This is a genomic window from Arthrobacter sp., assembly GCF_031179985.1.
Lineage (GTDB): Bacteria > Actinomycetota > Actinomycetes > Actinomycetales > Micrococcaceae > Arthrobacter.
In genome coordinates, this window is record NZ_JAPSHJ010000007.1 from 1 (window position 1) to 18,665 (window position 18,665).

The following is an 18,665-nucleotide window of genomic DNA, read 5'->3' on the forward strand; positions in this document are numbered from 1 at the left end:
GAGCGTCCGGCCAGGAGCGGCGGGATGTGAAGGAGCGTCCGGCCATGGCCTGCGAAAGGTGAGGGAGCGTCCGCTGTGGGCGAAATATGCCCTCGAAAGGGGAGATTTCCCGTGTTTTTCCTCAAAAAGTCGCGGAAACACGCGGAATTTGCAGCCCTCATCGCGGCAAGCTGGTAAGTTTTCGAACAGTGGCTTGTACGCATGCCGCATGCAGGCTCCAGAATCATGACCGTCCAGGAGGACATAAATGGCTAAGAACCGTAGTGAACTTGTTGCAGAGGTAGCAGGCAAGGCCGGCACCAGCCAGGCAGCCGTCAACTCCGTGCTGGATGCACTGTTCGAGGTTTTCGAGACCTCTGTCGCCTCGGGCGAAAAGATCACCATCCCGGGCTGGCTCGCAGTTGAGCGTACCGACCGCGCTGCCCGCACCGGCCGCAACCCCCAGACCGGCGAGACCATCCAGATCGCCGCTGGCCACAGCGTCAAGCTGACGGCGGGCTCCAAGCTGAAGGCTGCTGTCTCCAAGAAGTAGAGTCTTCTTCCAGGCTTAGAAGGAGCGGCAGCCTACGGGCTGCCGCTCCTTCGCCATTTAACCCACACCGCTATTTGCCTCGCCGCAGCAGACCCCCGTCCGTAGCCCTCCGTCGGCAAGACCGCCCGATTCGCGGAGTTCACGGGTGTAGCGGACAATGGATAGGTGCCTTCCGCATCAAAATCCCCCTCCACAGCCCCAACGCTGCCGCCCCTAGAAGGGCAGCGGGGGGCTGGCAGTGTCCTCGGCGTCTCAAGGCCGTGGCTGCTGGGAGGCGTGCTCGCAGTATTTCTCGGCCTGACAGCCGCACTGCTTTTCTCAGGGGCGGCGACCGCCCGTGACGTCTCCGATCCCGGTGCCTTTGTCCGGTGGGGGCTGCCTGTCAGCAAGGCCATCCACAACGTTTCGCTGGCCACAGTAATCGGCGGGCTCATCTTCGCTGTAGGCATCCTGCCCCGGTCCGTCGGGGGATCCCGCTCCAGGGCCAACGAGTTGCCGGAGCACCCTGCCTTTACGAGGGCACTGACGGTGGCCGCAGCGGCCGGTGTGGCGTGGACCCTGTCCGCCATCGCCGTCCTGGTGCTTACCTACTCGGATGTCGCCGGCCAAGCCGTGGCAGGAGACGCAGAATTCACGCGCGCCCTGGTGTACTTCATGACGGATATCGAAACGGGCCGAGCATGGCTGGCCGTCGTCATCATCGCTGCCGTGGTCAGCACCGCACTGTTTGGCGTGCGGTCCCTCACCGGCCTGGCGCTTACCCTCGTATTGGCGCTGATCGGCCTGGTGCCGCCGGCCCTCGTCGGCCACTCTTCCAGCTCGAGCGATCACGAGGGCGCCATCAACTCCTTGGGCCTGCACGTCATGGGAGTAACCGCCTGGGTGGGCGGAATCGTCATGTTGGCGGCCCTGTCCGGAATCCTTACCGGCTCCAAACCTGCGGGAAAGACCGACATCACCGAAGCCGTACTCCGACGGTTCTCAACTCTTGCCGGCTTCGCCTTTGTCCTGGTCTTCGCCTCGGGCGTGATTAACGCCAGCATCCGCCTGACCAACTGGAGCGACCTGTTCGGCTCGGATTACGGCCAGCTGGTCCTTGCAAAGGCCATCGCCACCCTGGTGCTGGGAGCCATTGGACTCATGCACCGGCAATGGATCATCCCCCAGCTGAACCGGCAAGGAGCTGCGCTTTCCACCCGGCGGGTTCTTTGGCAGCTGGTCATAGCGGAACTGCTGATCATGGGGGCGACGTCGGGCATCGCCGTCGCGCTGGCACGTTCAGCCCCGCCCCAGCCCACAACGTACGCCCCTAGCGCCTCTCCTGCCTTCATCCTCACCGGCTACGAGCTTCCACCCGAGCTGACCCCGGAGCGCTGGCTCACCGAGTGGCGGTTGGACTGGTTGTGGATCACAGTGGCTGTCTTCGGGCTTGCGGCTTACATCCTCGGTGTGCGGAAAGTCCTGCGGCGCGGTGACAAATGGTCCTGGTTCCGCACCATCAACTGGGTCATCGGGCTTCTGGTCCTGACCTACATCACGTCCGGGGCACCGTCGGTCTATGGACGTGTGCTTTTCTCAGCGCACATGGTGGACCACATGGCCCTGACCATGGTTGCACCCATCTTCCTGGTGCTCGGGTCGCCGGTGACTCTTGCCCTGCGCGCGCTGACTGCCCGCTCTGACGGTTCGCGCGGGATCCGGGAATGGCTGCTGCTGTTTGTGCATTCCCGCTTCTCGAAACTGGTCACTCACCCGCTCTTCGCGGCAGCCAACTTTGCCGGTTCGATTGTCCTGTTCTATTTCTCCGATGCCTTCAGCTTTGCCATGCGGGAGCATGTGGGCCATGAGCTCATGAACCTGCACTTCGCGCTGACCGGCTACATATTCGTGCTGACCATGATCGGTACTGATCCGTTGCCTCAGCGTGCCCCATACCCCATGCGGCTCCTGCTGCTCCTGGCGACCATGGGCTTCCACGCCTTCTTCGGTGTTTCCATCATGGGTGGCACCGGTTTGCTGGCAGCCGATTACTTCGGCAACCTGGGCAGGTCCTGGGGCCAGCCAGCCCTCCTTGACCAGCAAACGGGAGGTGCCGTGGCGTGGGGAATCGGCGAGGTACCCACGCTGCTGGTGGCGATCGGCGTCGCAGTGATGTGGTCCCGCTCGGATGCGCGGGAGACCCGGCGGACCGATCGGGCGGCGGACAGGAATAACGACGCCGATCTGACTGCTTACAACGATATGTTTGCCAAGCTGGCCGAACGTGATGCCAAGGTTGCCGAACGAAACCAAAAGCTGGAAGGACGCTGATGAGCGACACCGTACGCACCCACCTCCGGGTCCGCGCCTCTGAACTTGTGGGCAGGGGTTGGCTCAATACAGGCGGAAAATCCCTGGACCTGGAATTACTGCGGGGCAAGATCGTGCTGCTGGATTTCTGGACCTTCTGCTGCATCAACTGCCTCCATGTCCTGGACGAGCTGCGGCCTCTTGAGGAGCAGTACTCCGACGTCCTCGTCACTGTCGGCGTGCACTCGCCGAAGTTCGAGCACGAGGCCGATCCTGTGGCCCTTGCGGCGGCAGTGGAACGTTACGACATCCACCACCCGGTCCTGGACGACCCCGAGCTGGAAACGTGGAAGGCATACGCTGCCCGCGCCTGGCCGACCCTCGTGGTGGTTGACCCCGAGGGCTATATCGTGGCCCACCTGTCCGGCGAAGGCCATGCTGACGGCCTGTCCGTGCTGATCCCTGAACTCATCGCCGAGCACGAGGAGAAGGGCACGCTGCACCGCGGTAACGGTCCGTACGTGGCGCCGGAGCCGACGTCGGGAACCCTGCGTTTCCCCGGCAAAGCGCTGTACCTGCCTGCCGGACGTGGAACTGCGGCCGGAGACGCGACCGGAACGCCGTCCGACGTCGGATCCTGGCTCCTGACTGATACTGGTCACCACCGTCTGGTGGAACTTGATACTGACTTTCAGACCGTCCTGGGTACTTTTGGTTCCGGGCTCAAGGGCCACGAAGACGGTCCCGGCGCGGGTCCGGACGCAACCGCCCGCTTCAACGAGCCCCAGGGCCTTGTTCTGCTGCCGGAAGACGTTGCCGCTGAAGCAGGATACGACGTCGTCATTGCTGACTCCGTCAACCACCGCCTGCGCGGACTCTCGCTCACGGACGGAACGGTGCGGACGATCGTTGGCAACGGCGTCCAGCGTCTTCTCGAAACCGGCCCTGCCCGAGTCGATGAGGAGGGCGCGGGCTTCGGCGGGTCCCTGGGCGACCACCCGCTGGACGTCTCGCTCAGCTCACCGTGGGACGTGGTGTGGTCCAGCAAGCTCAAGGCTGTTGTCATCGCCATGGCCGGCGTGCACCAGATCTTCAGTTTCAATCCCCGCTCAGGCGCCGTCTCCATCCTCGCCGGAAGCGGACTTGAAGGCCTCCTGGACGGTGATGCGCATGAGGCCTGGTTCGCCCAACCCTCTGGCCTGGCTGAAGACGCTGACGGCAACATCTGGGTAGCGGATTCTGAGACGTCTGCACTACGCAAACTGGTAATTGACGGTTCAGGCGCGGTCACGGTGCACTCCGCCGTCGGCAAGGGGCTGTTCGATTTCGGCTTCCGCGACGGAGAGGCCTCCGCCGCCCGTCTGCAGCACCCCCTCGGCGTGACGGTGCTGCCTGACGGTTCCGTCGCCATTGCCGACACCTACAACGGGGCAGTGCGCCGTTACGACCCCGTGGCCGGCACGGTCTCCACACTGGCCCGCGGGCTCTCAGAGCCATCCGACGTCATTGTGGATCACACCCAGGTTGCGGGAAGCGAGCCCTTGCTGGTGGTGGTTGAAGCCAACAAACACCAGTTGGTCTACGTCCCGATCCCCAAGGAAGCACAGCAGGTGGACGAGGGCGCTGTGCAGACCCACCGGCCCAAGAGCCCCGTGGCGCCTGGGCCCATGGAGCTGACGGTCCGCTTCACGGCTCCCACCGGGCAAAAGCTGGATGACCGCTGGGGTGACCCTACCCAGCTGAAGATCTCGTCCACACCCCCTGAGCTCCTGGTATCCGGGGCCGGAACCTCTGTGGGCCTGCTCCGCACGCTGGAGCTCGCCGCCGATATCCCGGAGGGAATTCTGCACATCACGGCGCGCGCTGCGGCCTGTGACGGCCCTGAAACGGCCGACGGCGAGATCCCTGACCACGCTGCCTGCCACCTGTATCAGCAGGACTGGGGTATCCCTGTTCTCCTGCAGCCCGACGGCGACACGGAACTCGTGCTGGACCTGCGCGGCATGGACTAGGAAGACTGGTGCGCCGCCTGCGGCGAGTAACGCCGTCGACCGTAGCCCCCAACCCGGCGGGGGGTCAATACGTCAGGATGGGCGTAACGGTGATGGTGTCGGCGCCGATGTCCAGGCGGGTTGTAAAGCTAAAGTCCTGAACGACGTTCAGCTCCGAGATCTGGCCCGTGAACAGATCCTCCTGCTGCGCTGTGACTCTGGCCTTACCATCCAACGGTGACACCACCCACTGCCCGCCAAAGGGCTCGATGGATACCTTGGGATACTCGGTAATCTCCCACTTGATGGTGCCGGGGGTGACCCGGTTGTTGGTGGCGTGATAGAACGGGCAATCCGGTTGGAGCCGTTGCTGCTCCACAGCCCCGGCGGCGCACGTATCCAGGAACTCCTTGACCTTGCCGCTCACGGCTTCCTTCAGTCCGTCAGTGGCCTGGGTCAACAGGTTCAACGGCGCTGGAGGAACATCCCGCCCGGATACCGTGGCCTTTGTCGGTGGTGCCGAGAAATATTCGTCGTTGAGGCTGGCTTCGTACTCGCCGGGATAGAAAACCGCGAAGGAGTTGCGCCCGTTTGGCATGTTCACGGGCACCCCGTTGAGCGTGGCCTCGCTTGAATTCACTACTGTTGCATCCAGAACGGGAAGAGGTGCGGGAACAAAGGCCCACGTATCGAAGAAAAGCCACTCGGTTCCGGTTTTTTCGAGCAGGAAGTCGGTATGGAGCCTGCTGCCGTCAATGGTGTAGTCCATCGGGACCTTCACCCGGCCATCTGCCTGGACCTCTTCCTTGCCCAGCTTGACGTTGGAGATCCTTGCCGCTGCGGTTTGCAAGGCTGAACCGTCCAGCATGGCGGCACTGCTCTCGGGTACGGAGGCCCTCAACAACCCCAGGGCCCTTCCACCGTCGCCCTTGTGCAACGCGTCCAGATACTCTCTCACGGGTTGCTGTGGACTGGCGACTGAATCGTTCACGAGGTTCACTGCGACAACGGCAGCGGCGACGGCAAGCATAAGACCCAACAGCCATCCGGCCGCGATCTTCACCAACGCTTGACTCATCTGCACCTACCTTACGTTACCTGTAAGGCGGGGATATCCCGGCGAAGAGTGTCGTCGGTATGACGAAAGGCAGAGCCAACAGGGTCCTATTTATGCTCCTTGCGGCAGGGGTGACGAGGAGGGGTCGTCGAATCAACGACGTCGGTTCAGCATCACAAATTAGCGGCGGCGCCTCGACGAGATGCCGAAGACGCCGCGCAACAGTTCACGCCCCAGCTGGGTCCCGACAGATCGGGCCATGCTCTTCAGCCCGCCACCCAGGGCATCCCCCAGAACGCCGGACAGCCCTCCACCCGTGCTGCCGGCGCGTGGTCGCGGAGCGGGTGCTGCCCGTGGCCCGGGGGTAGGAACCTCCCCGCCGCTCGGAAGCGGCCTGCTGCTGGGGCGGCCCAGGATTTCCTCCTCTATTCGGCGGGCCTCGGCGTCGATAGCAGAAGTCCCGTGCCCAGGGGTTGCGGTTGCAGCATCGGCCGAATCCCTGAGAATGCCGTCCGGCGCGAAAGGCGTCGGAGGCAGGCCAGGCGCTGCTGGCCCGGTCGGGGCAGCCGATTTGCCGGCGATTTTTTCGTAGGCTGAAACGTTGTCAACGGCCGTCCCGTATTTTGCGAGCAGGGACGAGCTTGCCACGGTACTGCTCAGGAGCTCCGTTGAGCTGGGACCCATTACGGATTCAGGGGCACGAAGCATCGTCAGCGCCACAGGAGTCGGGGCGCCTTTCTCATTCATGACGGTTACCGCCGCCTCGCCGATCCCGGCGGATGTCAGGACCTCCTCGAGGTCGTAATCGCTCATGGGGAACGTGGAGACAGTGGCCTTGAGTGCCTTTGCGTCCTCTGGGGTGTAAGCACGGAGGGCGTGTTGAATCCGGTTGGCGAGTTGCCCGAGAACATCGGCCGGAAGGTCCTTCGGCGTCTGGGTCACGAAGAAGATTCCGACTCCTTTGGATCGGATCAGCCGAACAGTGGTGGTGATGGCCTGCAGAAAAGACCTGGTGGCGTCGTTGAAAAGCAAGTGCGCTTCGTCGAGAAAGAAGACAAGCTTGGGCCTGGCCAGGTCGCCGGCTTCCGGCAGTTCTTCGAAGAGGTCAGCCAAAAGCCACCTGAGGAACGTTGAAAAGAGCATCGGCTTGGCCTGCAGAGTTGGAAGTTCGAGGCAGGAGATGACGCCACGACCATCCGGCGCCGTGCGGAGAAGCTCGGCTGAGTCGAATTCCGGTTCCCCGAAGAACTTCTCCATGCCTTGCGCTTCCAACGAGACCAGCTCCCGGAGGATGACCCCTGCGGTGGCCTTGGATAGTCCGCCGAGCCCGGTCAGCTCCTCCTTGCCTTCAGGTGACGTGAGGAACTGGATGACGGCCCGAAGATCCTTCAGATCGATCAGTTCAAGGTTGTTCTTGTCAGCAAAATGGAAAACCAACTGCAGGCTCGATTCCTGCGTATCGTTCAGCTCCATGACCCGGGACAGCAGGATAGGGCCAAAAGAGGTGACAGTCGCCCGGACGGGGATGCCGATCCCGTCGCCACCTAAGGCCAGGAATTCAACGGGGAAAGTTTTACCCGACCATTCCTGGCCGATCCCGTCCGTGCGCAGGCGCAGTTTTTCACTTGCGACTGCGGCGGTGGCAAGCCCTGACAGGTCGCCTTTGAGATCCGCAAGAAATACCGGCACCCCCGCGGTAGACAACTGCTCGGCCATCATGTGCAACGTGACGGTCTTGCCGGTGCCTGTTGCGCCTGCCACCAGGCCATGCCGGTTCATCATGGCGAGGGGCAGCCTGACAGGGGCGTCCTTGTGCAACTCGCCCTCGACGATTGCCGCCCCAAGCTCAATGACCGGCCCTTCCAAATCGTAGCCCTGCTGGATAGTAAGCACTTTGCCCGCAGTTGATTTCTCAGCCATGCGGCTTAGCTTAGCGGGGGATGCCCGGAGGGTTACGTCATATCGACGGTGGATTTTTTCGGCGCAGCATCTGCGGGTAACCATCAGTCCGAGTATTTGGGATCCCCAGGTTCGACTTTACCCATTCCCCATAGAGATACGGCCAACACTCAGAAATAGCCAATAAATGATAAGGAATCATGAGTTCATTCGTCAGTGTGCAAAAATCAGGGATTTGACGTAATGGGAAGTGATACCGTTTTCTCATGGCAAAAAAGATGGTAATTCTCCTTGAAGATGACCTCGATGGTTCCGAAGCAAATGAAACAGTGAACTTCGCAATCGACGGGAGCGAATATGAAGTCGATCTGAACGAAAGGAACGCCGCCGAGCTCCGCCTCGTCCTTGATCCCTACGTGTCTGCAGCGCGCCGCTCCTCGGCGCCGAACCGTGGGAGAGGTCGTCCTCGAGCCGCCGCTCAGGGCTCTTCCCCGACTTCTGGGGAGGTTCGCGAGTGGGCTAAGGCGCAAGGCCTGTCAGTGAATGAGCGCGGTCGGGTCCAGGCTACCGTCATGGCCGACTACATGGCCGCACACTAAGGGCATTCGGAGCCGGTGCCTTCCCATCGTCGCCCCCGCAATATGGGAGGGAAGGCAGCTATTGTCACCAAGCACCAAGCAAATTGAAGTGCACCTGTTTATATACGACGCATTGCCTTAATCGTGACGGCAGAAATGCAAGTTTCTTTGAAATACTTTCCTGACAACTACCCGGAACGTGCTGGCTAAGTGAATCATCACAACCCCGATATCGGTGGCAAAGTTTACTTGTGAGGATGACCACAAAAGTATCTGCCTAATTGGCGTCACGATTACGCCGCCAAGCCGTTGACTATTATCGACTCTCGTTTATTTCGCAGCTTTGGTGCCGGTGAAAAGCACGGGATGCCATACCAAGTTGCGGAGAAGTTGCCGGTCAGCGACTTAAGCAGATGGATACGAGGACAATCACTGTGCAATTTCCGTCGGGGTTGGCAGGGCCAAGGGTAGCCGTTGGAACCGGCGTCACGGTCGGATCTGGTACGGGCGCTAACGGGACCAAGGGGATAGGGGAGGACGGCAGGACGCCGGCCAGGGGATCCGTTACCGCCGGAGGAAGGACTCCTGGAGGCAGGACCGGCGCGGGAACAACGGATGGTTCAGGAGAAGGGCTGGTCACAGCCAAGGCGTGACTGTCCCTCCCGAACTGTCCCTGATCAGGGTTCCCAGGCTCAGGGGTATTGGGCAAGGCGGTAGGGTCTGCCGGACTTCTTGGCGCTGACGCGTTCGTGCTGGGCGCCGGATTTCCCTGCCCCCGCACAGTCGGATCACGCACCGGATCCGACCCTGCCTGAATCCCCATTGCAGTCTCCGGTGAGACTGATACCTGCACGCCGGCACTCACTGACGCACCGGGGGGCGGTGACAGCAGCGCAGGGGCTACGACCGCCGCCGCGATGCCGCCGACGACTGCGACGCTCGCTGCGGCCAGGGACAACTGGGTGAGTGCCGTTTGCCCCGCGACCCAAGAGCCGGGGTCGGCGGGAAGAAACCCGATCTGCATGGAGCCCTTGAGCCCCAGAAAGGGGATCAGCAGGCCGACGAACCAAGGGCCCACGGCCCTTCGCATGGTGGAACTTACGTCTTCCAGGTCGCCCAGTGCAGCCTTGCATTTGAGGCAGCGGTCAGTGTGTAGCCGAAGTTTCCGGGCCTCTCGTCCAGTGAGATTTTCCACCACCGATTTCGCAAGCAACGGCAGCGTCGGTTCGCACGCTTCACCGAGCGATCCTGCTACGTAGGCTTGCAGATAAGCTTGCCGTAGGCCCCGGCGTGCCCGAGCAGCGACAGCGGACACTGCATTTGGCTCCAGCCCCAGCAGCGGGCCTACCCTGCGGGGCGGATCACCCTGAACATCGAGGTGCCACAGTACCGTCTGCCAGCGGATGGGCAGTGTAGCGAATGCCGACGCCGCGAGGGATCGGTCGGCTTCATCCAGCACCCTGGCATAGCCGGGATCTTCTTCCGGCGCCGCTTCTACATCCCCATCAGTGCTGTGCCTTGCCTGAGCACCCCAATGATCGGCCGCACAGGAGCGGACGGCCCGGAACAAGTAGGGGCGGAAGGGGCCCCGGGGCCCCAGACCTCGGCGAATGGCTGCAATGACCTTCAAAAAAGCCTCAGACGCGATGTCCTCTGCGTCGAAGTCGTTTGCCATCAGTCGCTTGGCGAACAGGAGGTTCGCGTCCCAGTGGCGCCTGTAGAGCTCCTCGACTGCCGCCGGATGGTCGCCTTCGGCAACGGACGTGACCAGGTCTTCATCGGAACCCAGGGCGACGTTCCAGACAGTCATGTTTTCAGGTTCTGCGGCGGCACGACGGCGACTCTGGCCTCGGCCACGTGGCCCCAGGTTCTTGATTTCCGCTCCAGCGTCACGATCGCTCGTCTTCCACCCCATTGACGTGCCCTGGATTTCAGGGCTTCTTCGTACGCACACCATTGGATTTGACCGGGCCCGCAGAACGTCCACTCAGTTTACGGACTTCGAGCCAAATCGTGACGCTTGAATGGAAAAAATGTTCGCGCTATCAGGCTATTCTGCAAGGCGACGGCTACCTCGAGAGCTTCTTGCCTGGGTTCTGTGCAATGGAAGATCCTGATGCAAACCAAGTAGTCCTGACCAGTAAAAGTGAGTACTTCGGGGGAGCAAACAAGTAGTCCGATGCTGAAAAGACGCGTACTTGTTACTCGTGGCCGGGCATGTGCAGCCGTCTTACGATCGGGACTACACTTCGCGGCCACAGTGGTCCGCATACTAAAGGTCTCGTCTCATCTTGGGGGTCCCAATGAACAGCAATCTGTCCACGCCTGTCTTCGTCCGTCGCCTAGCAGCTGCAGTGGTGCTTCCCGGAATAGTCACCAGCATGCTTGTCCTTGCTCCGCTCGCAACAGCCGAAACGGGGCCGGCATCCGGTGTCTGCAACGGTGTGGTCAATCAGCTGGCCCATCGAGGGACGGTGCAGGAGAACCTGCTCAAGGCCTCGGCGCGAAAGAACGCTGAGCTTATTGCGAAATTGCAGGCGGAGCGCGCAGCGCTCCAGTCCACTGAGACCACGCTCAAGTCTGAGATTTCCGCGCTGGATGCTTCCATCACTGCGCTCGATGCCCAGGTTCTGCAGCTGGACGGCGATATCCAGACCGCAGAAAGCACCCTCGCAACCCTTAAAGCCGAGCAGTCGGCCACGTCCGATGCCATCGGAGCAGCCCAAACGGCTTTGGCCGATCTGACGGCCGAAAAGGCTGACGTCCAGAGCCTGCTCATCCCATTGCAGGAAGAGCTGGGCCTGGCTGAAGCCGCTGTTTCCCGGCTGAACCAGCAGGCCGTGGAGCTCAGCGACCAGATTGAAGACAAGAAGAGCCAGATCGCAACAGCTGAAGGCGAAAAGGTGAATCTTGAGGCGACCGCGAAAGCAGCGGCAGATTCTTTGGCGGCCAAAAACACTCAGATCGGCGACGCGCAAAATGAACTTGCCTTTCTGGTGGAGGTAGCAGAATCCGCCGATTCCGACGTGGCTGCAGCCGCGCGGGCAGTGCTCGACGCCGAGGCCGCCCTTGCCGCCCTGGAAGCGGAAGGGGCGGCGGCACAAGGCGCCTTGGACGCGCAGCAGGCAGAAATTGTTGAGGCCAAGGCCGCCCTCACCGTTCTTCAGGGCACGGCTGCCGCTGCCGCTGGCGCCGTCGTGACCCAGGGCGAGGAAATCGCCCTGGCCCAAGGTGAGTTGGAGGCTTTGGAGGCAGCCGCAGGAGATGCCTCCAAGGCGCTTAGTCTGCACGATGCCGAAATCGTCACGGCACAGGGAGCACTTGATGTGCTTGAAGCCGCTGCATTGGCGGCAGCCCAGGCGCTCACCGCCCATACAAAGAACATCACGGCCGTCAGCGCCGAAATCTTAGATCTGGAGCAGCGAATCGAGGCCAAAGACGACGAGATCACGGCCAAGAAGGCCGCTATCGGAATTGCCCAGACCGAGCTGGCAACTCTGGAGGCCAAAAAGGTGGTTCTTGAAGGGCAAATCGCCACTCTCTCGGCCCAAATCAAGGATTTCAACGGCAATGGCAATGACCCGGCCAGGAAGGCGCTGGTGGATCAACGTGCTGCAAAGACCGCCGAACTTGCCGCAGTGAATACGCAAATCACGGACAAGAACACCCTGATTTCTGGCCTGCAGGGTGATCTGGGCACCCTGCAGACCCAGGTCAACTCGCTTAACGCCCAACTGCTGGCTAAGCAACAGCAGAGCAGCACCCTTCAGCAGGAGGCAGCGCCATTGCAGACAGCAGTAACTGAAGCCAACAGTGCCGTGGCCGCCAAGGAAGCTGAAATCAGCACCCTGCAGGGCCAGCTCCCAACGCTGCAGTCAAACGTGGCTAACGCCGATACTGCGGTGAGCGACAAACAGGGGGAGCTCAGTGACCTCCAGGATCAGCTGCCCAGGCTCGAGACTGCAGCCGCTGAAGCCGATCAGGCCGTGGTGGCGCAGGAGCAGCTAGTCGCGGATCTGGAGGCCGAACTTCCAGGCCTGGTTGACGGTGTTGCGGAGGCAAAAGCCGTGATAGCGGAGCAGAAGGGCGTGCTCCAGGGACTGCGAGGGGAGCTACTCACCGCGAACGCCGCCCTGACAGCCGCCAACGCTGACGTGGATAGCAAGAAGGAAGACATCAGCAATCTCGAGGCTCAATTGCCGGCCCTTGAGGGAGCGGTAGCGGACGCCAACTCGGCTGTAGCAGTCAAGACGGCCGACATCGTAGCGCTCAATAGCCAACTGGACGGACTGGTTGCCGATCTGTCGGTACTCAACGCGAGGATTGCAACGGCGGAGGCAGAGGTACTCTCGCTGCAGGGCAGGGTTGCCCCTCTTCTGACACAGCTCAACCAACTTAATGAGGACATCAGTGCCACAGAAGCACAGCTGCAGACACTGCAGACGCAGCTGACAAGCCTGGACACACAAGTCACGGACGCCCAAGGGGTGCTCCGGAATCTGGAAGCGAAGAAGGGAAACAACAAAGCTGCCATTGCGGTTCAGAAAGCAACTGTCACCGCGCTCCAGACCCAACTTGGATCCGTTCAGAACCAGATAAAGGCACTCGACGGGCAGATCGCCCTCGGGGGATGCGTGGCCTGATGACAACCGCGTGATGAGTTCAACGACGTAGGGCAGGATGCTATAGCAGCGGCATCCGGGAAGAGGGCCGGTCCCCATCAGACCGGCCCTCTTCCTGCGCGCTGTGCCCGTGGCGCCCGGTCTCCTGACGGATGCGGCGGCTTCCGGATGTGCGTTTTGGACGCTGTGGTTCACGTCGCGTGCCGGACAGAAATAACGGCACTGCCGCCGTCGTTGTCCAAAGAGTGGGTTCCGCCCGCAGTTCCGGGCGCCGTAAAGCGGCCCGGAACAACCGCTGCTACGAAAGGCCGCTACCTGTGACTGTCCCTTTTTCCATCCTTGACCTGGCCACCATCGGAAAAGACCAGACGGCGGCGGAAAGTCTCGCGGGAAGTGTAGCCATGGCGCAACTGGCGGAGGCACTGGGGTACCGCCGTGTCTGGTATGCAGAGCACCACAACATGTCCGCCATCGCCTCCTCGGCCACCAGCGTGCTGATTGCCCACATCGCTGCTCATACAAAAAACATCCGATTGGGCGCCGGTGGAGTAATGCTGCCCAACCATTCCCCCCTTACCATCGCTGAACAGTTCGGCACGCTGGAAACGCTTCACCCCGGCCGCATCGACCTGGGGCTCGGCCGTGCCCCTGGCAGCGACCAGAACACCATGCGCGCACTCCGGAGGGATCCGCTGGCCGCCGATAGCTTCCCCCAGGATGTTCTGGAACTGCAGGGTTACCTGACAGGCCCCACCCGCATCCAGGGAGTTGAAGCCACGCCCGGCAAAGGCACCGATGTGCCGCTCTACATCCTGGGATCATCACTATTCGGAGCCAGGCTGGCCGCGCAACTCGGCCTTCCCTACGCTTTCGCCTCCCATTTTGCTCCGAATGCGCTGCAGGACGCCGTCGCGCTGTATCGACGCGAATTCAAGCCGTCCGCCCAACTCGAAACGCCCTATGTTATTGCAGGGGTAAACGTGATCGCAGCGGATACCACGGCGGAAGCGCAGGAGATGTTCCAGGCAACGAAGCGCGCGCGGGTAGGTCTGTTTTTCGGTAACGGCCGCGTTTTCACGGATGATGAAGCGGATATGATCCTCGACTCCCCGCAGGGACAGCACGTGTTGACCATGATGAAGTACTCCGCTGTTGGTACCTCCGAGGCAGTGCTGGAGTACCTGGAGGGGTTCGCGTCCCATGCAGACGCCGACGAGCTGATCATCGCCCACCAAAGCACCGGGACCGAAGGCCGGCTAAGGTCCGTGGAGCTTGTGGCTGCGGCGGCCGGTCTTGTAACCAATGTGACGGCAAGGTGACAACATCAGCGGTGCCCTCACGTCTGACGGGGCAGTTCTGGAAGCGCTGCGCCGCCTAGCCTGGCTTAATCATTTGAGCAGGAATGCCACGGCGATCAGGACCGGGACGGCGACCACCGTCGTGATGAGCACCGTATCCTTGGCCACTGTGATGCCGGTCCTGTAGCGACTTGCCGCCACGAAGACGTTCTGCGCCGTGGGCAGGGCTGAGGTGACCACCGCGGCAAACAGGGCATGGTCTTCAAGTCCCAGCGCGAAACGGGCGAACAGATAGGCCAGGAGCGGATGGATCAGGAGCTTGAACCCGCTGGCCAGTAACGTGTCCAGGCGCCGCTCCTCCGAGGCCTGCAGTGGGCGTGAACCGTTCAGGCTCATACCGAACGCTATGAGCATGGCGGGGATCGCGGCGCCGCCGATCAGGTGGATCGGTTGCATCACCAGCGCCGGAACCTGCCAGCCGGTGCCCGCCACCAGGAGTCCAAGGCCGGAACCGACGATCATGGGGTTCCTGACAATCAGCAGCAGAAAACCCAAGGGCGTTGTCCGGTGAGAACTGGTGGTGGCATCGAGGGCCATCAGCAGAACAGGGGTGAAGAAAGCGAGCTGGAAGATCAGCAGAGGAGCCACGTAGTTGGCATCGCCGAGGACGAACACGGCGATGGGGATGCCCAGGTTCGCTGAGTTGGCGAGGGATGCGCTCATAGTGCCGATCAGTGTTTCGGGCATTTTGCGTTTGAGGAGCAGCCGGGAAATCAGCAGGTATAGGGTTGCCGTTGCTACGGCGCCAACAGCGGCGACCAGCAGCGGAGCGGCGAAGACGTCCTGCAGCTTTGCCTTGCTCAGTGTTTCAAACAGCAGGGCCGGGCTGGCCACGAAAAACGTCAGAGCGCTCAGGACGGAGCGGGCATTATCACCCAGAAGCTTCCGCCTGCCGACGAACATTCCCACCAAGATGATGGACCACACCACAAAGAAGCCCGCGAGAACATCTACCACCGTGACGTCCCCGGGGAGTCAACGGTGCAAGGGTGAGCGGTCACGGGTACAGCTAATCAGATTTGTTAGGTCGGAGTTGCCGAAGCAGGCTATATCTCGGTATGCGGACGCGGCAGGGCGGCAGGAGCGATGCTCATGCAGGACGGGCGCAGCAAGTCCCAAGGCAGTGAAGGTGAAGGAGGCCCGGTCAGCTCAGAGCGGCATTGTTCAAGGCGTAAGGCGGTCGCATCAGGCCCGGAGTGATGCCCTCAGCGGGATCGTTGCCCAGCTGGACGATCTTGTTGTCCTTGTCCACGTGGACCACTTTGGGGGCGTAGGCCTTGGCTTCTTCGGTGGTCATCTCGGCGTAGGTGATGAGGATGACGATGTCGTTTTCCTGCACCAGGTGGGCAGCGGGGCCATTGATGCCGATTACACCGGATCCGCGTTCGCCGGCAATCGTGTAGGTTTCCAGCCGCGCGCCGTTGGTGACATCAACGATGGCCACCAGCTCGCCAGGAAGAATATCGGCAGCATCCAACAAGTCGAGGTCAACAGTGACCGAACCGACGTAGTGCAGGTCGGCATGCGTCACGGTGGCCCGGTGGATTTTGGACTTGAACATTGTGCGATTCATAACCCGCCCAGTGTAGCGCCACCCGCCGCAAGCCGCAGTGATCCACGTAACCCACGGTGCGGGCTCGTCCGGGCCGTACGTTCCGGGCTTACCCGTTGTGGGCGACTGCGGGCGCAATAGACTCCGCTGTTAGGGCCAGGTTTTCACGGGCCGCAAGAATGGCGGGGCGCTTAACACTGGAGCGGCGTACTGAGGTAAACACGGTCCTGTGGGGATCCCCCGGCAATGCCAGGAGTTGCGCCGTCGTCGTTTTCCCCGTCCAGACAAGGTCGGGCATGAATGCGACGGCGTTCCCCGACTCGATCAAGCGGATCTGGGCCTGCAGATCGGCGGTCTCGAAGCGCACATCCGGTTCAAATCCCGCGCTCCGGCAGGCCTGCTCTGCCCAGTGACGGGAAGCTGCTCCCCGCGGCTCCATAACCCACGCCAGGTCAGCCGCATCAGCAATGGAAGTGATTGCCGGACGGTCCGGGGAAGGCGGTGGGACAGCGAGCCTGATGGCGTCACTTGTCAGTTTGATGCGGTCAAGTTCGGGGTAGCGGGGGGCCGCGTGGCCCGGATACTGTTCGGCAATCACTAAATCAAAGTCCCGGGCCCAGGTCTCGTGCAGGGCTGTCTCAGGCTCCCGTTGCGTCATCTCAATCCGGACTTCCGGATACGTGGCTGCCATTCGCGTCAAGGTGTCCGGCATCAAGGCGAGCGCTGCGGATTGAAAGACAGCGATCCTGACTGTTCCGGTCACCGTGGTGAGGGAAGCGGCGAGATCGGCCTCTGCTTGCTCCAATGTCTCCAGGAGCTGGGCAGTATGGGCCACGAGAACCTCGGCCTGCGGGGTCAGCTGAACCCTTCGGCCGGTCTTTCGGAGCAGTTCAACTCCGGCCTCCTTTTCCAGCAAGGCGAGCTGCTGCGAGACAGACGACGGACTGTACTGCAGGGCCTCCGCCACCTCCGCCAGGGTGCCCCTGATTTTCAGTTCACGGAGCAGTCTCAGGCGTCTTACGTCGAGCATTGGTTCCTCTTCCGCATCGCCGTTCTCGCAATATAGTTACAGATTCTAATGATTAATGTTTAGCAAAAGTCACTTTATCTAATGGGACACCACTTGCATACTGTTCAAGACGCAGTAACCCCCATCACAGGGCGGAGCGATGGGTCCACACACTAAGCAGGAGTCCCTGATGAGTACCAAAGATTTGACCCAGTCAATCATGCGGCGAAAGCCGATTGACGATATCGAAGAAGAAAACAAACACAGCGGGTTGTTCAAGAGTCTTGGACTATGGCAACTCACAGCCATCGGCGTTGGCGGCATCATCGGCGTCGGGATTTTCTCCCTGGCAGGCCTGGTGGCTGCCGGCAGTGAAGGAACGCCAGGCGTTGGTCCGGCAGTGCTGTTCTCCTTCCTGATCGCCGGTCTCGCTTCCGCGGCCGCAGCGCTTTCCTACGCAGAGTTTGCCGGCATGATCCCTCGTGCTGGTTCGGCCTATACCTACGGTTATGTTGCGCTGGGTGAGGTGATCGGCTGGTTCATCGGCTGGGACCTCCTCCTGGAATATATTGCGATTGTTTCTGTGGTGGCCATCGGTATTTCCGGTTACTTCGACGCTTTCCTCTCCGGGATCGGCGTCCACATGCCAACATGGATGACCTCGACGGCGGATGAGGGCAAGGGCGGCATTGTCAATATTCCGGCCATTGTCGTCTGCCTGATCGTCACCTGGATCCTCTCCCGGGGCACCAAGGCCTTCGGTCGCTTCGAACTGGTGGCTGTGGCCATCAAGGTGGTCCTGATCCTGTTCATCATCGGGCTGGGTGTCTTCTACATAAATGCGGAGAATTACAACCCCTTCATGCCCAGCGGCTTCGGCCCTGTCTTGGCCGGCTCGGCAACAGTGTTCTTTGCAGTGTTCGGATATGACGCCATGAGCACCGCCGCCGAGGAGGCCAAGGACGGCAAGAAGCACATGCCGAAGGCCATCATCCTGTCCCTCATCATCGCGATGCTCCTCTATGTTGCCGCTACGCTGGTCCTCACCGGCATGCAGAATTACAAGGACATTGACCCGAAGGCCGGCTTCGCATCAGCCTTCACAGGTGTGGGACTGCCGATCATTGCCACCATCATTTCCGTCTTCGCCGTGCTCTCCATCCTTACCGTTATGTTGACCTTCCTCCTCGGCGTCACGCGCGTCTGGTTCTCGATGAGCCGTGACGGGTTGCTGCCCGGCTGGTTTGCCAAGACAGACCGGCATGGCACTCCTCAGCGCGTCACCTGGATCGCCGGCATCGCCTCGGCCCTCCTGGCTGGCGTGTTCCCGATCAAGGCTGTCGCGGACCTGACCAACATCGGCATCCTGGCTGCCTTCGTCGTCGTCTGCTTCTCGGTGATTGTGTTCCGCTACAAGAAGCCCGATGCCCCGCGCACCTTCCGCCTGCCCCTGATGCCACTGATCCCCGCCTTTGGTGTGTTGGCCTCAGCGTTCCTGATGTTCCAGTTGCACTGGGAGACCTGGGCCCGTTTCAGTGTGTGGCTCATCATCGGCCTGGCCATCTACTTCTTCTACGGCCGCAGGCACTCGCTGATGAACCCCAACAGCCCGCGCCACGAGGAGCGCGATGAGGTGTCGAGCGGCGTCTAGCTGACCAGGCACTACAACGCTCCCTCACTTATCGCAGGAAATCCTGCGACGCTCGATCAGATATGGGACGTTATTGACGAACCCTCCCTCACTTCAGGTGCGGGAGGGTTCGTCGTTTTCGGGCGAA

At 61.5% G+C, this 18,665-nt stretch carries 13 protein-coding genes; 7 read left to right on the top strand and 6 right to left on the bottom strand.

Annotated elements, in window-relative coordinates; genetic code table 11:
* Window positions 1–247 precede the first annotated feature (247 nt).
* From RIN13_RS04940 to RIN13_RS04950, 3 genes are all read left to right on the top strand, one after another.
* Window positions 248–532, top strand: coding sequence for an HU family DNA-binding protein (locus tag RIN13_RS04940; protein ID WP_247046834.1), 285 nt, complete (start codon window positions 248–250; stop codon window positions 530–532).
* 165 nt (window positions 533–697) lie between these two features.
* Complete coding sequence (locus RIN13_RS04945) at window positions 698–2,842, top strand: cytochrome c oxidase assembly protein (RefSeq protein ID WP_375164724.1); 2,145 nt, start codon at window positions 698–700, stop codon at window positions 2,840–2,842.
* Entirely contained in the window at window positions 2,842–4,833 is a 1,992-nt protein-coding gene (locus tag RIN13_RS04950) for an NHL domain-containing thioredoxin family protein (RefSeq protein ID WP_309106229.1), read from the top strand. Before RIN13_RS04945 ends, RIN13_RS04950 begins: the two co-directional genes overlap by 1 nt.
* Before the next feature lie 64 nt (window positions 4,834–4,897).
* Here the strand turns inward: RIN13_RS04950 and RIN13_RS04955 are convergent, their stop codons facing one another.
* Together RIN13_RS04955 and RIN13_RS04960 are read right to left on the bottom strand one after the other, a co-directional pair.
* Entirely contained in the window at window positions 4,898–5,890 is a 993-nt protein-coding gene (locus RIN13_RS04955) for a hypothetical protein (protein WP_309106230.1), read from the bottom strand.
* Between the two features lie 159 nt (window positions 5,891–6,049).
* Window positions 6,050–7,789 (bottom strand): helicase HerA-like domain-containing protein, encoded by a 1,740-nt coding sequence (locus tag RIN13_RS04960; RefSeq protein ID WP_309106231.1) that lies wholly within the window; start codon window positions 7,787–7,789, stop codon window positions 6,050–6,052.
* 245 nt (window positions 7,790–8,034) lie between these two features.
* On the opposite strand from RIN13_RS04960, the gene RIN13_RS04965 reads away from it, so the two are divergent.
* The gene (locus RIN13_RS04965; RefSeq protein ID WP_309106232.1) at window positions 8,035–8,367 is read left to right on the top strand and encodes an Lsr2 family protein; all 333 of its coding nucleotides are present in this window, start codon (window positions 8,035–8,037) and stop codon (window positions 8,365–8,367) included.
* A gap of 376 nt (window positions 8,368–8,743) precedes the next feature.
* Here the strand turns inward: RIN13_RS04965 and RIN13_RS04970 are convergent, their stop codons facing one another.
* Window positions 8,744–10,156 (bottom strand): sigma-70 family RNA polymerase sigma factor, encoded by a 1,413-nt coding sequence (locus tag RIN13_RS04970; RefSeq protein ID WP_309106233.1) that lies wholly within the window; start codon window positions 10,154–10,156, stop codon window positions 8,744–8,746.
* A gap of 493 nt (window positions 10,157–10,649) precedes the next feature.
* Between RIN13_RS04970 and RIN13_RS04975 the strand changes: the two genes are divergently transcribed.
* Complete coding sequence (locus tag RIN13_RS04975; protein ID WP_309106234.1) at window positions 10,650–12,989, top strand: chromosome segregation ATPase; 2,340 nt, start codon at window positions 10,650–10,652, stop codon at window positions 12,987–12,989.
* A 296-nt stretch (window positions 12,990–13,285) separates the two neighbouring features.
* Complete coding sequence (locus tag RIN13_RS04980; protein ID WP_309106235.1) at window positions 13,286–14,287, top strand: LLM class flavin-dependent oxidoreductase; 1,002 nt, start codon at window positions 13,286–13,288, stop codon at window positions 14,285–14,287.
* A 69-nt stretch (window positions 14,288–14,356) separates the two neighbouring features.
* Here RIN13_RS04980 and RIN13_RS04985 read toward each other — a convergent pair whose 3' ends face one another.
* The 3 genes from RIN13_RS04985 to RIN13_RS04995 form a co-directional block, all read right to left on the bottom strand.
* Window positions 14,357–15,283 (bottom strand): AEC family transporter, encoded by a 927-nt coding sequence (locus tag RIN13_RS04985; protein WP_309106236.1) that lies wholly within the window; start codon window positions 15,281–15,283, stop codon window positions 14,357–14,359.
* Between the two features lie 187 nt (window positions 15,284–15,470).
* Window positions 15,471–15,899 carry an aspartate 1-decarboxylase gene (gene panD / locus RIN13_RS04990; RefSeq protein WP_309106237.1) on the bottom strand — a complete coding sequence of 143 codons (429 nt, stop codon included), beginning with the start codon at window positions 15,897–15,899 and terminating at the stop codon, window positions 15,471–15,473.
* A gap of 88 nt (window positions 15,900–15,987) precedes the next feature.
* Entirely contained in the window at window positions 15,988–16,908 is a 921-nt protein-coding gene (locus RIN13_RS04995; RefSeq protein WP_309106238.1) for a LysR substrate-binding domain-containing protein, read from the bottom strand.
* A gap of 169 nt (window positions 16,909–17,077) precedes the next feature.
* Here RIN13_RS04995 and RIN13_RS05000 point away from each other — a divergent pair, with 169 nt between their 5' ends.
* Window positions 17,078–18,538 (top strand): amino acid permease, encoded by a 1,461-nt coding sequence (locus RIN13_RS05000; protein ID WP_309106239.1) that lies wholly within the window; start codon window positions 17,078–17,080, stop codon window positions 18,536–18,538.
* Window positions 18,539–18,665 lie beyond the last annotated feature (127 nt).